This is a genomic window from Methanocaldococcus sp. FS406-22 (genome assembly GCF_000025525.1).
In the GTDB taxonomy this organism is placed as follows: domain Archaea; phylum AGJL01; class Methanococci; order Methanococcales; family Methanocaldococcaceae; genus Methanocaldococcus.
The window spans coordinates 1,136,643-1,151,052 of record NC_013887.1; the positions used below are offsets into that span (position 1 = coordinate 1,136,643).

The 14,410-nt window shown below is 31.0% G+C and carries 14 protein-coding genes and 1 CRISPR repeat array (1 of these 15 running past the window's edge); of the genes, 13 read left to right on the forward strand and 1 reads right to left on the reverse strand.

Going from position 1 to position 14,410, the window contains the following annotated elements:
• The first annotated feature begins 48 nt into the window (after positions 1–48).
• The 13 genes from MFS40622_RS05785 (at position 49) to csa3 (ending at position 13,643) form a co-directional block, all read left to right on the forward strand.
• Positions 49–1,611 carry a hypothetical protein gene (locus MFS40622_RS05785; RefSeq protein WP_012980753.1) on the forward strand — a complete coding sequence of 521 codons (1,563 nt, stop codon included), beginning with the start codon at positions 49–51 and terminating at the stop codon, positions 1,609–1,611.
• Positions 1,612–2,517 (forward strand): type I-B CRISPR-associated protein Cas7/Cst2/DevR, encoded by a 906-nt coding sequence (gene cas7i / locus MFS40622_RS05790; protein ID WP_012980754.1) that lies wholly within the window; start codon positions 1,612–1,614, stop codon positions 2,515–2,517.
• Between the two features lie 12 nt (positions 2,518–2,529).
• Positions 2,530–3,306 (forward strand): CRISPR-associated protein Cas5, encoded by a 777-nt coding sequence (gene cas5, locus MFS40622_RS05795; protein ID WP_012980755.1) that lies wholly within the window; start codon positions 2,530–2,532, stop codon positions 3,304–3,306.
• Positions 3,306–5,669, forward strand: coding sequence for a CRISPR-associated helicase/endonuclease Cas3 (locus tag MFS40622_RS05800; protein WP_012980756.1), 2,364 nt, complete (start codon positions 3,306–3,308; stop codon positions 5,667–5,669). Before cas5 ends, MFS40622_RS05800 begins: the two co-directional genes overlap by 1 nt.
• 11 nt (positions 5,670–5,680) lie before the next feature.
• Entirely contained in the window at positions 5,681–6,193 is a 513-nt protein-coding gene (gene cas4, locus MFS40622_RS05805) for a CRISPR-associated protein Cas4 (protein ID WP_012980757.1), read from the forward strand.
• Positions 6,194–6,202: 9 nt separating this feature from the next.
• Positions 6,203–7,171, forward strand: a complete 969-nt coding sequence (gene cas1b, locus MFS40622_RS05810; RefSeq protein WP_012980758.1) for a type I-B CRISPR-associated endonuclease Cas1b — start codon at positions 6,203–6,205, stop codon at positions 7,169–7,171.
• A 311-nt stretch (positions 7,172–7,482) separates the two neighbouring features.
• Positions 7,483–7,833, forward strand: a complete 351-nt coding sequence (gene csa5, locus MFS40622_RS05815) for a type I-A CRISPR-associated protein Csa5 (RefSeq protein WP_012980759.1) — start codon at positions 7,483–7,485, stop codon at positions 7,831–7,833.
• Complete coding sequence (gene cas7a / locus MFS40622_RS05820; RefSeq protein WP_012980760.1) at positions 7,833–8,783, forward strand: type I-A CRISPR-associated protein Cas7/Csa2; 951 nt, start codon at positions 7,833–7,835, stop codon at positions 8,781–8,783. Before csa5 ends, cas7a begins: the two co-directional genes overlap by 1 nt.
• 11 nt (positions 8,784–8,794) lie before the next feature.
• The gene (gene cas5a, locus MFS40622_RS05825) at positions 8,795–9,517 is read left to right on the forward strand and encodes a type I-A CRISPR-associated protein Cas5a (protein WP_012980761.1); all 723 of its coding nucleotides are present in this window, start codon (positions 8,795–8,797) and stop codon (positions 9,515–9,517) included.
• A complete protein-coding gene (gene cas8a2, locus MFS40622_RS05830; RefSeq protein WP_012980762.1) occupies positions 9,514–10,701 on the forward strand; it encodes a type I-A CRISPR-associated protein Cas8a2/Csx9 in 1,188 nt (395 codons plus the stop codon). Before cas5a ends, cas8a2 begins: the two co-directional genes overlap by 4 nt.
• Complete coding sequence (gene cas3 / locus MFS40622_RS05835; RefSeq protein ID WP_012980763.1) at positions 10,698–12,347, forward strand: CRISPR-associated helicase Cas3'; 1,650 nt, start codon at positions 10,698–10,700, stop codon at positions 12,345–12,347. Before cas8a2 ends, cas3 begins: the two co-directional genes overlap by 4 nt.
• Positions 12,344–13,051, forward strand: coding sequence for a CRISPR-associated endonuclease Cas3'' (locus MFS40622_RS05840; protein WP_012980764.1), 708 nt, complete (start codon positions 12,344–12,346; stop codon positions 13,049–13,051). The genes cas3 and MFS40622_RS05840 overlap by 4 nt, the downstream gene beginning before the upstream one ends.
• A complete protein-coding gene (gene csa3 / locus MFS40622_RS05845) occupies positions 13,023–13,643 on the forward strand; it encodes a CRISPR-associated CARF protein Csa3 (RefSeq protein ID WP_012980765.1) in 621 nt (206 codons plus the stop codon). The genes MFS40622_RS05840 and csa3 overlap by 29 nt, the downstream gene beginning before the upstream one ends.
• Before the next feature lie 3 nt (positions 13,644–13,646).
• Here csa3 and cas2 read toward each other — a convergent pair whose 3' ends face one another.
• Positions 13,647–13,910, reverse strand: a complete 264-nt coding sequence (gene cas2 / locus MFS40622_RS05850) for a CRISPR-associated endonuclease Cas2 (protein WP_012980766.1) — start codon at positions 13,908–13,910, stop codon at positions 13,647–13,649.
• A 247-nt stretch (positions 13,911–14,157) separates the two neighbouring features.
• Positions 14,158–14,410: a CRISPR direct-repeat array (repeat unit 21 nt; unit sequence GTTTCCATACCGAATCGGTCT); it runs 953 nt beyond the window's last position.

Below are 14,410 nucleotides of genomic sequence, written 5' to 3' on the forward strand. Positions count from 1 at the left end.
GTTATATTTTAATTATTGTAAAATTATAAATTAATTTTTGGTGAGTTAATGTCAGTAAAAACTCTTGATGAATATATTAATCAAAGTAGTATAGAAAGTAAAAATTATACAAAACCCAAGAATTTTTTATTTAAAGTTTCAATTTACCATGATGTTTGGATGGACAATGCATTAGAAAACTTTTATCGAATTTTAAAAAAGATAGACAATGAAGACTTCAACGTCTCATTAAGCAGTGATAAGATAACTTTTGAATTTGATAATTTTGAGGGGTTTAAAAATGCATTAATTCAACAGATAAAGCATAAATACAAGAATATGATTGTAATGGGGGAGGACAAAAAGACTGGAATTACAAAAGAGATTAAAAAGGACTTTATTTTACTTCAAGAAGGTAAAAAAGAAGGTGGGACTGTAAAATTAAAAGAGGAAGTATTTGATTGGAATAAACTGCCAAAAATATTAGATGAGATAAAAGAAAACAAAAAAGGAGATAAAATCTGTATAATGTGTGGAGGTAGATACAAAAAAAGCTATACATTAAAACAAGCAATTTATCCATTTGTAACAAAGAATAAAAGCTTAAGTGGAATTAGAACTATCAAATCACTTCCAGAGTATCACAAAAATCTATGTTTAATGTGCTATTTATTGGGAGTTTTAGAATGGACTGATGAGGGGTTAATATATCACACATCACAAAAAGAAAATAAAACTTTCTTGTTCCTCCCAATATTTGAGAACTTAATAGAGCTTAATAAGTTTAAAGAAGAAACATTACGTGCTGGAATCCTGAAAGTTTCAGAGAGATATAAAAATTTACTTAAAAATCCAAATTCTGACGATATTGAAGAAACATTTGGAGAATACACAACCTTATTAGCATTTTATGAGAAATTCATTTTGAATGTAAAGGAGAGTGAAGTGTTATGCAATAATTGGGGAGTGCTACACATTCCATTGGGTAAAGTTAAAAATGTCAAATTTGAGACGATAAACGTTGATAAAGGAATTTTGGAGGTGATAAGTGAGCTAATAGAGGATGGCTATCTAATATATAACGATATGATAAAGAGAATATACTTCAAAAAGAAAACCAATAAGGGATTTGTTACTGATTGGGATATAACTGCTGAAATTAAAGAGAATTTAGCAAAATCTCTATTAATAGATGACTTTAGAACTTTCTCAAGGCAGTTGATGCCAAGAAAAGGGGGCTTTGTTATTTTGTCATCAGATGCCTATGAAATCTTAGATGAACTCATCTATCTATGGAGGTTGGTAAATATGGGAATTCCTAAGGAGAAATTAGACACAATAAAAAGTGTTGGGAATATTATTGCAAAAATATCCCTTGGAAATTCCTCTCTATTGTATAAACTTGATAAAGTTAGGACTATTGATGAGTTTTGGAGTGTTTTAAGGGAAATATCAAGAAAAATGGCTGGAATGGAAAAAGATGAGCTTAGAGAAATAAAACCAACTGCAATAGATGAACTTGTAGTTATGGTTAAAGAACATGAAAAAATCTGGAGGGAAATTAGAGATTTGTTGGTTATCTACTCATCCATGTATCTTGCTATCAAAAAATTAAAGAAGGGAGGGGATTAGATGAAGGGCATAGAAATCGTTTGGTTATCAAAAACTGATTTAACAAATTTAAACTCTGGTGAAGGGGAGAGTAACTTTATTGATGTTAAGAAATTTAAGAAAAATGGGGTTGAATATCCTTATGTTTCAGGACAGGCAATGAGATATTATATAAAAGAGGCAATTAGAAGGAATTTAGATGAAAATGAATTTATGTGCGTTCCAGATGATAAGGGGGAAACTTGCGGAGATATTAAAAACTGCATAGGATGCGACCTCTTTGGATTCATGAAGCCAGAGAAAGACGTTGGAGCAAGAACAAGAGTTTCACCAGTTAAAGTATCTCCAGCAATAGGGTTATTGCCATTTGATGAAAACTCAACAGTTGATTTTTTAACAAGAAGATACAGAGGGGGAGAAAAGTCTGAGGGGGATATAGTAAATGTTGAGATTGGAGTTAATGTCTACAAAGTTGGGGTAGCAATCGATGTTAAAAGAGTTGGAGGAGAGGAAAAGATTGAAGATGGAACTGTTAAAATTGATTATCTCATAAATGATGAAGAACGTAAAAATAGGATTTCAAAGGTTATCGAATCTTTAAGATACTTGTCAGATTACTCAAAGCAGGCAAGGTTATTAACTGATTTCACCCCAGACTTCATAATAATTGCATTCCAAGACATATATTCCCATAGATTGCAAAAGGCAATTGATTTGAGAGATAATACAATAAATGTTGATGTATTGGAGGTAATTCTCAAAGATGTTTTAGAATATTCACCAAAAATATTTGTTGGGCTTGTTCCAAACTTCTTTGAAAATGAGGAAGATGTTAAAAAACTATTTGAAGATTTAAATATAGAGGTTAAAGCTCCTCATGAGGCAATAAAAGATGCATTGAGCTATTTAAAGGAAATTAACTTATAAACTGGTGTTTCTATGTGGGGATTGAAGTTTAGATGTGAGGGAATGTACTTTGTAAGCTTTAGGAAGCCAGTTACAACCTCTTTATCTTTAACTTATAAACTTCCTCCATTCACAGCAATTAGGGGAATGATAGGCAATGCCTTAGGGATGCCAAGAGATTCATTTGAGATTCAAAATTGGTTTAAGATTGGGATGAGGGTTGAAGGCAAAATAGAGATTGGTAAAGAAATGGCTAAATTCTTAAAGATGATTTCAAGAAAATCATGTTATAAGTGTAAGGATTGTGGATTCGAGAAAATATCGGAGTCAAAGCCAAAAAAATGTCCAAACTGTGGAAAAGAGAATATTGTAAAAGTAGAAAAAATTATTTATGAGAGGGCATTTCCTTCATCACCAATGCATAGAGAGTTTTTAATAATGCCGAAGTATTGGATTTATCTTGTGGGGGAAGAGAGGAAGGTAAACAAAATCTATAATGCCTTAAAAAATCCAGAGAGGCCTTTATATCTTGGAACTTCTGATGATTTAGTAGATATTGAGGTATTTGAGCCAGTTAAAGTAAAAGAAGTTGAAGAAAATGAGATAAATAGCATCTTAGACGGAATTTATGAAAACTGCATCCTTGAAAAACTACCATATAAATTTATTCCAGTAAAAGACAGAAAAGGTAAGTTAAAAGAGGTTTATTCTGAATATAAACTCGTCTCTATTCCAAGAAAGTTCCCATATTTGTCTGAAAATCCAATAAAAGTTTGGGACTTTGGAGATGAGTTTATTAGGGTGTTTTGATGATTCTTGCCAAAAGGGAGGGGAAGGCATTTCAGACATTAAAAGGACACACTTATGATGCATTAAAAATATATAAGGAGTATTTGGAGAGAAATTTTGATGTAGTTGATGATTTCTGTAATAGATGGGGAATTCCCACTGAAAAATTTATAAGAAATATTTTTTTCACAATTTATTTGCATGACATTGGGAAGATAACAGAAGAATTCCAAAATAACATAAAAAAGGGCAAAAGAAGTAATAAACATCCACATCCACTTTATGCCCTTCCAATTATAAACAGTATTGAGTTTGATTATCTGCTTGATATTCCAATTGAGGTTTTTGCTATTCTATCTCATCATACACAGCTTTATGATAACCTCTATTCTGATTATCAACAATATAAAAAAGGAACTTTTTTAACTAAGGATATTGAGAAATTTCTAAAGGATGCAAAAGATGCTTACAACTCTCTTGGATTTTCAAAGTTTTTTGAATTTGAGGAATTAAAAATAGTTGAAATTCCAAAAGAGGCAAAACCTTTAGAATTACATAAGTTGAGAAGAAAATATTGGATAGAAACAAATAATTACATCGAATCATTAAGTTTTGATGAAAAAATAAAACTAAAGTCAATATTTTCATTTATGTTTGCTATTCTTCAATTGTGTGATGATTTTGCAAGTTTAAACTTCAGTGAGTATGCAAAGGATAAAGAAGGGACTTTCGATGATGTTTTGGAAAATCCAGAGATTTATGTTCCAACTTTAGATATAGAGAATCCAATATCATTTATATTAAAAGATTATGAGCCATACAAATTTCAAAAAGAGCTTTACAGCTCAAAAAATAAGTTTATAATGTTGTTTGCCCCTTGTGGAAGGGGGAAGACAGAGGGAGCATTACTTTGGGCATTGAATGCATTAAAAAACTTTAAAAGAAATAAAATCATCTTAGCAATGCCTACACAGGTAACAAGCAATGCAATGTATGACAGATTAATAAAGATTTTTGGAGAGGAGAATGTTGGTTTATTCCATGGAAAGAGCTTTATAAAATTGAAAGACTCAAAAGAAATAGAGGATGAAGAGGACTTAGAGGAGATTAAAGATGAGAACTTTAAAGGAAACGTATTTTTTAAACCAATAACGATAACAACCATTGACCATGTTATATACTCTTTTGTTCATGGATTCTCTCAAGCAGATTTTGCTTTGGGGAATATTCAAAATTCAGTTATAATCTTTGATGAAGTCCATTACTATGAGAAATACACATTAGAGCATTTACTAACTCTTTTTGAGATTTTAAAGAAAATGGATATTCCTCATTTACTTATGAGTGGGACACTGCCAAACGTTTTAATGAACAACCTTGAAGGTTATGAGATTATAGTTGATGAAGAGGGATTGAATTATAAACCTTTTAAACTTGAATGTTCAGAAAATCATCTAATTTGGAAAGAGAATGATGAGTGGAAAGTTAATGAAAGCATAATCAATGAAATAATAGACAATTATAAAAAAGGGCTTTCCCAAGCAATTATTTTAAATACTGTTGAGAGGGCAAAGGAATTTTATAAGGCAATAAGAAATAAAGTCCCAGCAATTCTCTATCATTCTCAATTTGCCTATAAAGATAGGGTTAAAAAGGAAGAAGAAATTTTTAATTTGGAGGAGATGAGAAAAAGCCTAAATAAACCTTATGTTATTGTTGCTACACAAGTTATTGAAATCTCTCTTGATATGTCTGTCGATGTTATGTATTCTGAGTTATCTCCACCAGATGCACTTGGACAGAGGGCTGGAAGACTGCATAGAAAAGGAAGGGATTGGAAAGAGAATGGGAAAGAATATAAGCTAAAAATATTCCTACCCTACAAACATCTGCCATATAGCAAGGAATTGATTGAAAAAACAATCGACCATATAAAATTTTATGAAAAACCTCTAAACTATAGAGATATTAAAGATTTCGTTGATAACGTTTATAAAGATTACAATCTCAACATTCCAAGTGACTTAAAGCTATTTTTTGATGAGGCAATATTATTTGGGAGGCATTGGACAGACATAGCAACAATGGATGAGGAAGGAAAGTTCTTTAAAGTTAGAGACGATAAGTTTATGAAGATTGAGGTAGTTCCTCAAGTTTATTTTGATGAATTAAGAGAAGATGCATTGAGAGCAGAATATATGGCAAAAATCCCAGTTTATTTAATTTTAAATGAAATAAAAAATGAAGAGGGGTTGATACATTTTTACCCTTATGATAAGAGAGTTGGAAGAAGAACCAGAAGATATTGGATTTGTTCATTTAAATACACTTATGAAATAGGATTTGACTATAAAGAGGAAGAGGAGTTTGAAGACATCCTATAGGGGGTGAAATTATGGAAAATTATTTAGAAGATGAACTTATAACTAGAGGCATTGAGATAAATTACCTCTATGTATGTAAAACAAAGCTTTGGTATTTTGTAAGAGGCATAACTATGGAGCAAGAAAGTGATTTTATTGATTTGGGAAAATTTTTACATGAAAAGAGTTATTTTGGAGAAGAAAAGGAGGTTCAAATAGGAAGTATAAAGATTGATTTTATTAAAAAGAGGGATATTGTTGAAATTCATGAAATAAAAAAGGGAAAGCAAATGGAAAAAGCCCATATCATGCAGGCGTTATATTATATTTATTATTTAAACAAATTAGGAATAAAGGCTAAAGCTATTCTTCACTATCCAAAACTTAAGGAAATTAAAGAGATTAAGTTAAAAGAAAGTGATAAAGAGGAGATAAAGAGAGCAATAAAAGAAATTGAGCATATAAAATCACTAAAAGAACCCCCAGCTCCAATCTATCAGAAAATCTGTAAAAATTGTGCTTATTATGAACTATGCTTTATTTAGGTGATGTCTATGAGAAAGAAATCCCTAACTCTATTATCAGACGGCTACCTATTCAGAAAAGAAAATACCATATACTTTGAGAATGCAAGAGGAAAGAGACCATTAGCTATTGAAGGAATTTATGACATCTACATCTATGGGAAGGTTAGCATCAGCTCTCAAGCTCTCCATTATTTAGCTCAAAAAGGCATTGCAGTTCATTTCTTTAACCACTATGGTTATTATGATGGCTCATTTTATCCAAGAGAATCTTTACACTCTGGTTATTTGGTAGTTAATCAAGTTGAGCATTACTTAGATAAGAATAAGAGGTTAGAGTTGGCTAAGTTGTTTGTCATTGGAAGCATAAAAAATATGGAGTGGAATCTATTAAAATTCAAAAACAAGGCAAAATTTAATAGCTATATTGAAGAGCTAAACAACTGCAACAAAATCACTGAAATTATGAATGTGGAGGGAAGGGTTAGAACTGAATACTACAATTTATGGGATGAAACTTTGCCTGATGATTTTAAAATAGTTAAGAGAACAAGAAGACCTCCAAAGAATGAAATGAATGCATTAATAAGCTTTTTAAACTCCCGTTTATATCCAGCTATAATAACTGAGCTTTATAATACTCAACTAACTCCAACTGTGAGCTATTTACATGAACCTCATGAAAGGAGATTTTCCTTAGCTTTAGATTTAAGTGAGATATTTAAACCAATGATTGCTGATAGATTGGCTAATAGACTAGTCAAACAAGGCATCATCCAGAAGAAACATTTTAGGGAGGAGTTAAATGGGGTTTTGTTAAATAAGGAGGGAATGAAAATAGTTTTAGAATACTTCAATAAAGAGATGGAGAAAACCGTTCATCATCCAAAACTAAAAAAGAATGTCTCAAAGAGGAGACTAATAAGATTAGAAGCTTATAAATTGGTTAAGCACTTAGTTGGACAGAAGAAATATGAGCCGTTAGTTGCATGGTTTTAATGAAACAGTCAAATAAATGTTCCATTGTAGTGGATAGTTGTAGAGAATTACATATCTTTTAACATTTTTTAATGAGGATTTGCTTTTTATTATTTCTTTTTTTGTTTTAAAGCTACGCTGTATTTGATATTTCTAAATTTGTGGAATTATTTTTGCCTTATTAAATTTGAGATAATTTAAGAACTGAGACTAATCCATTTTTGTTTCATAATAATGAAACACTATCTAATTCCTAATGAATCAAATTTGCCGAGGAAACCAAAAACTATATATACTATAATATCCCATACAATATACTCGGAGGTGAGAATGTGAAATTCATAGAAGAATTCAATGGGTTAATAAAGATGTTGAGATTCTTTGTAAGAACGAAAAATTTCAGCTATATTGATAGAATAGGCAACGCCCTAACCTATGAACCAGTTGAAGTAGCAATAAAAGATGCATTAAGAGACTTTCAATCACTACACAACAGTGCAAAGACTGAAGATGGTAAAAAAGTCATCTACGATAAGCAGACAAATAAACCAATATACTTGCCAAGTATCCCAAGCTCAGAAGAAGTTGAAGCATTTTTGAAAAAGGCTAAGGAAGATATTAGCTATGCAAGAAAATTGGCAATCTTTGCATTAACAATTCCACAGAAAGGGGGTGAAGAGTAATGTTCATAAGCATTGGTGTTAGATTTGAGGCAAACGTTGAAGCTTTGAATATGGTTGAAACCGCTGGAAACTACTCAAAGCATAGAAGAGTACCATACATCATAGAAGAGGATGGGAAGTTAAAAACTATCTATGTTCCAGCAATAAGTGGGGAAAGTTTGGGGCATGCATATCAAGAGCTGTTGGTTAAAGAAAGTAAAGCTTTAAACTTACCAGTTTGTGAAGATTGTGAAAAATTTGAGTTCTTTAAATCAATGAACAAAAATTACTTAAAGAAGAAAATAAATCCAGTCCCAAAAGATGATAAAAAGAAAATAGAAGAGGCTATAATAAAATCATGTGTTATTGAGGATGTTGGTGGCTTTTTATATGCTGAGAAACCACCAGTAAAAAGAACATCAGCATTCCAGTTTAGCTATGCACTACCAATAAAATCCATAGCCGTTTATGCAACAACAGAACCTCAACTTCATGCAAGACATGCACAAACTGGAGAGGGGAAGAAAGAGGGAGTAGCTGAGCAGATGATTTACTATGTAGAAACTGGAACTGCAGTTTATGGCTTTACCTTTAACATTGATTTAGATGCTATTGGAATTAGTAGCTTAACTAACAAAGCCGTTGTTGATGAAGATGGCATTAAAAAAAGAAGAGAGGCATCTTTAAAGGCAATATTCAGAATGTTGTCATCTCAACAGTTTGGAGCAAAACTTTCGAGATTCTTCCCAGTTGGAAATATAATGGAAGTTGCAATAGCAATAACTGAGCATCCGTTTAGTGTAACCTCTCCAATATATGATAACTACATGGAAAAAACTGAAAAGAGATTGAAAGTCATTGCAGATACGTTTAGAGAGGAAATAAAGTTTATGACAACAGATGGTGAAAAGACACCAGAGGAGTGTTTGGCAGAGATGATTAACTATGTAAAAGACAAAAATATCATCTGAGGTGATTTTCCTTGCCCTACTTTTTAATTATTGAGGCAAAGCCAAGTGGTATATTGGCTTTACGTTCATCTCCGCAGAGTAAGATGCGTTCAGCATTTAGATATCCAACTCTAACATCTTTAATTGGGGCAATAAGCTATCCTCTGTTCCATGTTAAAGGATTGCGTAGAGAGGTTATAGATGGGGATAGATGCTCTGTAGAGATGTTAAAGAATTTGTTTAAAACTGTTGCTGTGAAAGTTGAGGGGAATCCAGTGATATATGGTTCTATATTGAGGATTAATAGAATTTATAGAAAAGATGTGGAGAGTGCTATAACATCTCTACCAATGAGTATAATGTATGGAGAAATGGACTTTAAAATAAAAATTGCCTATATATTCAACGATGAAATTTTAGATAATTCAGAATACACAATAAAAGATTTTGAAAGGGCCGGGTGGGGAATTGTAAGGATTGGTTCAAGAGAATCTGTCGTTTCTGTTGAGGATGTTGTTACTGGAAAGAGTGAGATTAAAGAAGGGAATGAAGTTGAGACTGAATATTCATTTGAATTCAAAAATATATCTGATTATGATGGGAGAAGTTTGTTACAGGCAGTAGTTGATTGGAGAGAGGAGCTAACAAACTACACCAACGCAAAGAAGATGATTATTGTTTATCCGTTTGGTAGAGTTAAGGTTTTTGGAGATTTGAGATTTATTGATGCTAATGGAGAGGTGATTCTATTATGATTCCCATAGATGGATTTACAAAAGATATTCTAATGCATGGATTATCTCGAATAATAGTCGAAGATGTTGATGAGATTGATAACTCCACTTTGGCAGAGATTTTTAAAAATTATGTTGATAGTTTCAAAGAAAAACTCAAAAATGCAGGTTCAAGTAAGCTATCAAGAAATGATAAAGAATCTTATACAAAAACTTATCAAAAATGGTTTAACATAAATCCACCAGAGGAATACGTATCTTTAATGCTTGATATTATTGAGAAAACCATAAATCTCTTAGAAGACAATAAAATCGATGCAAAAAAATCTTTAGAAACTATAAATGTGGGAAAAAACTCTGTTAATTTTGGAATTCCATATAATGAAAGCTATGCAATTCTACCAGCAATCATAAAACAAGTGGAATATTATGAATTTCTAAGTGAGTTTTTAACACCAACAACTGGAAAAAAATCGATGATAAACCTTGACCCTATTTGGTTTAGCATATTAGCCGTTGGATTTTTAACATGCTTTGCTGGATACTATGGAGGGAAATATTATTTAATGCTAAAAAATGATATTGAAAGGTATTATTTGGCAATAAAATGTGGCTTGGAAGAGGAAAAATATGAGTTGTTAGACATTTTAGAGGATTTAGAGATATTAACAGATATAAATATTCAAAGAAGATTTTCACTCGAGGTAGAGGAGGTTTATGAGCTATTATTATCAATGGAGCTTGCAAAGAAAAAAGCTTCTGGTAGGATATTTCCTATAACCCTATATGTTATTGAACTTAGTGGTAATGTATATCTTGCAAAAAATGTCATTGAACTTGATTTAAGAAATAGCTTGGAGTTTATGAAAAAATATATTGACAGAATTAAAAACTATTTCATGTTTGATACATCAGATGCAAAAGCTCCTCTTGAAGAACTATTAAATTTGGCATTGAGTGAGCTTAAAAATCCAGTAAATGAAGATAATGAAAATCTTGCATATATCATGGTTAAAGATTTGTATAGAGCAATAAATTCTGGTAAAGTTGAGATTTTAGAAAATACTCTCTATTTATTGCTTAGAAAGGGACATTCTATTATGTCATCAAAAAGTAAAAGCAAATCAAAACTAAACTTAGAAAAAATCTTCAAAAACTTTGCTAAGGAGGGGAATGTCATCTCCATACTGGAGGGAATGTTATGATTAAATACTATGACTCAATCCTTAAAAGACTTGGAGAAATAAAGGGGTTTCAACCAAAAAGAAGACCATTGATTGAAAGGATTTTAGAGGATATTAAAAACTCTGAAAAGCCTTTCTTTATTGTAAAAGCTCCAACTGGTTATGGAAAAACCACTATAAGTTACACTTTAGCTTTATACTCCCTTTATAATGCAGATAGGTTTGATAAGGTAATACATATCTTACCAATGCGTTCAATAGTTGAAGATTTATCAATGTCTGCAAAAGAACTTTTTGATTTTTCAAGGGCAAAGATGATGGGAGTTAGTGAGGAAGTTTTTCATCTCTTTCCTTTAAACTTTACAACAATCGACACATTTATATGGGATGTTTTAAAGTTAAATACTAAAAAATTTAGCAGAATAAAGGATAGGAAAGAATTTGGGTATGATTTCTTTACTCAGGCATCGATACTAAACTCAATGCTCATCTTTGATGAAGCACATTTTATCTTGGAGGATGACAAGTTAAAGAGCATATTTCTCTGTGTTTTGAGATTTTTACTTGAAAATGATGTTCCTATTTTAATACTAACTGCAACACTTTCAAAGGGTTATGAGGAACTTTTTAAAAGATATGCAATACCAAAAAAGTATGACTTTAGAGTTTATGAGCTATCTGATGAAAATGAAAAATCTTCAAAATTCCACATATTTGTGGAGGATAAAGAATTTTTAGAAAGAGAGAGGAAGAAAGATTTTAAAATCTCCGTATATGATGAAAATTCTGTGGAAGATTATTTAAAATATGTTGAAGAAGGTAAAAGAAATATCATTGTTGTCAATAGTCCAAAGAAATGTATAAAAATCTACGATATGGCTTTAGAAGATGGTAGATTTGAAAATATATCTATAATTCATGGAAAGATGACATACAACCATAGAAAGAGGATTGTTGAAAAAATTAGAAAGATGAAAAATGAAAAAGAGTTTTTAATAATCTCAACTCAAGTTATTGAGGCTGGAGTGGATATTTCATCAGATTTGATGGTAACAGAAATTGCTCCACCAAATTCATTAATTCAGAGGTTTGGTAGAGTAGCAAGATATGATGAAAAAGAAGGAAAAATAGTCATTTTAAAATCAGAAGGAAAGCCATACAGCAAAGAAAAGATTGAAAAAACTTGGAAATATCTTAAAAGTCATATAGATATTCATCCAAGAATCTTTAAAACTTACCAAGAATGGATAGATGAAGTTCATGGAAAAAGATTAAGTGATGCTGAAGCTAAAATTGGGAAGTATAAAAAAATAACAAACACACTAATTGAAAAACTAAGGGATTTCAGAACAAGGAGTTTTGAAATACATGAAATAATCACTGAACATATTTCCAAAGGAAATGCATTTTTAAGAGATTTTTTAATACCTGTCGAAGTTGAAAATGATGTAGTTTTAGTCAGTCCAAGGGAGTTGTTTAAACTCTATGAATTGGAAAAAGTTGAAGTTATTAGAATAAAAAAGCTTGAAAATAATATTATAGAGGAAAAATTAGAAATTAAAAATGAAGATGAAGCATTTAAAATAGCAATAGATATTGCTTGTGGGGAGCATATAATAATTAAACTATTAGATGGATATAACAAAGAAAGGGGGCTTGTATTATGACATGCTATGCTTTCTTTGATAGGGAGGGGAAAGGATTAGAGACAATGGAAGAACATATTGAAAAAGGCTTGGAAGTTATAGATTTTTACATTAAAAGGAATTATCATAAAAAACTTGCCAAGTGTTTGGGGGTTGATAATAAAGTGGGAAAAATTACATTGGAAACATCTTATGTGTTGCATGATAGTGCTAAAGGACTAGAATATTATCAAGATAAAAAAACATTTCGTGGGCATGAGTTTTATTCTGCATACATTGCCTATAATTCAATAGATACAATCACAGGAGATGAAAAGAAAGATAATGAGATTAAGAAAACTATAGCTTGTGCAATTGCATTACATCATCATACTATGGTGAATAGATTCAAACCTATAACAAGCTCTCCAAAATTAGAGATGTGTGAAGAGGGTATTGAAGTTATTCAAAAATATTCTCCAATTGATGTTAATATCCCTTCTGAAATTCCAAGTGATGTTATACATAGCATCACAGAACTCTTTAAAGATAGTGATAGGATTTTTAGAGGGGTTTATTTAATTTTAGTTCCTTTAATGGTTGCAGATAACGTCTCGGCAATTTTAAATAGAGGGAATAACAATGAAAATTTGGGAGTTTTGGGTAGAGAGGTTATAGAGATTTACAACATCTATAAAAAATATCTTGGAGATAACTATGCTATACATAATAACTTTAGGATTTGATGAAAAATTTGCCATTAGGTTTTTACTTAGGCATGGAATTAAAAGAGAAGATAAAGTCCTCATAATTCTGCCAGATGATTTAAATAACAATCAAAAAGTTCAGAATGCATTAAACAATATACTTTCTCTTTTAGATAATCTTGTTAAAAAAGAAAACATTTCTATACTTGAGGTTAATGTAAAGGATTCAGTGCTTACAAATGTCAAAAAAATAAAACAAAAGATTTTAGAGAGTGGAGAGAATTCAATATATGCCAATCTCTCTGGAGGTATGAGAGTTTTGGTTTTACTTGTAGTTTCGACACTTTTATTGTTAAAAAATCTTGATGTAAGGGTGGAAGTTGAATTTGAAAACTTTGAAGGTTATACAGAAATACCAATAAAAGCATTTTTAGTTCCAGAAAATGATAGATGGATTAAGATACTAAAATCTATTTATAACGGTTGTGGGATTAGAGAGACGGCAAAAAATCTTGGTTTATCTCCAGCAACGGTTAGTAGAGAAGTTAAAAAACTTCAAGAGTTGGGACTTGTTGATAAAGAATTTAATTTAACTGAGTCTGGAAGGCTTTATTTAGAGCTTTATGAATAAAGCTTATATAATATCATCAATTGGATTCTTTTCTAAACCCAAAATCTCTCTTTTTGGCATAAAATCTAATGGAAATCGATAAATAATTACTGAATCTTCATCTTCATCAATAATCCTTAAAATGCCATCTTTTATCCTTTCAAACTCTGCCTTTGTAACCTCTCCTTCAAAAACACTATTTTGAACCCAATTCAAATGCTTTCTAAGGAAGCTTTTTATTTTGTTTACTCTTGAAACATTCACATCATAAACGATGATAACATACATATTCTCATCTAAAAAATTTTCTTACTTATAATTCTTTTCATCCTCTAAGGAGTCTAATTAAAACTTTTAGCAAAGGTTAGATAAAAACCTAACGGTTTTCATTGTTCAAAGCTAAAGCTTTCGGTTAAACAAAAGTTCTTTGAGTTTTCATAGCCAGAAAGTAGAGTTTTGTCTCACCAAAACGGATGCATTAATCAATATATCAAAAGTTTTTAAGCTAATGTAGTAGCCCTAAGTCTGATATAGCTGTTTCCATACCGAATCGGTCTGATTTTAACCTAACATCCCTATGCCCAATATAATCAGACACTATTTCGATGTTTCCATACCGAATCGGTCTTATTTTAACCGGCGTATTTTAATGAATACTGCAACTTCTCAACAGTAGCGTTTCCATACCGAATCGGTCTTATTTTAACCGTTATTGTTGTTTTTGCCAGAATTATTCAAAAATACACAAATGTTTCCATACCGAATCGGTCTGATTTTAACTATACACT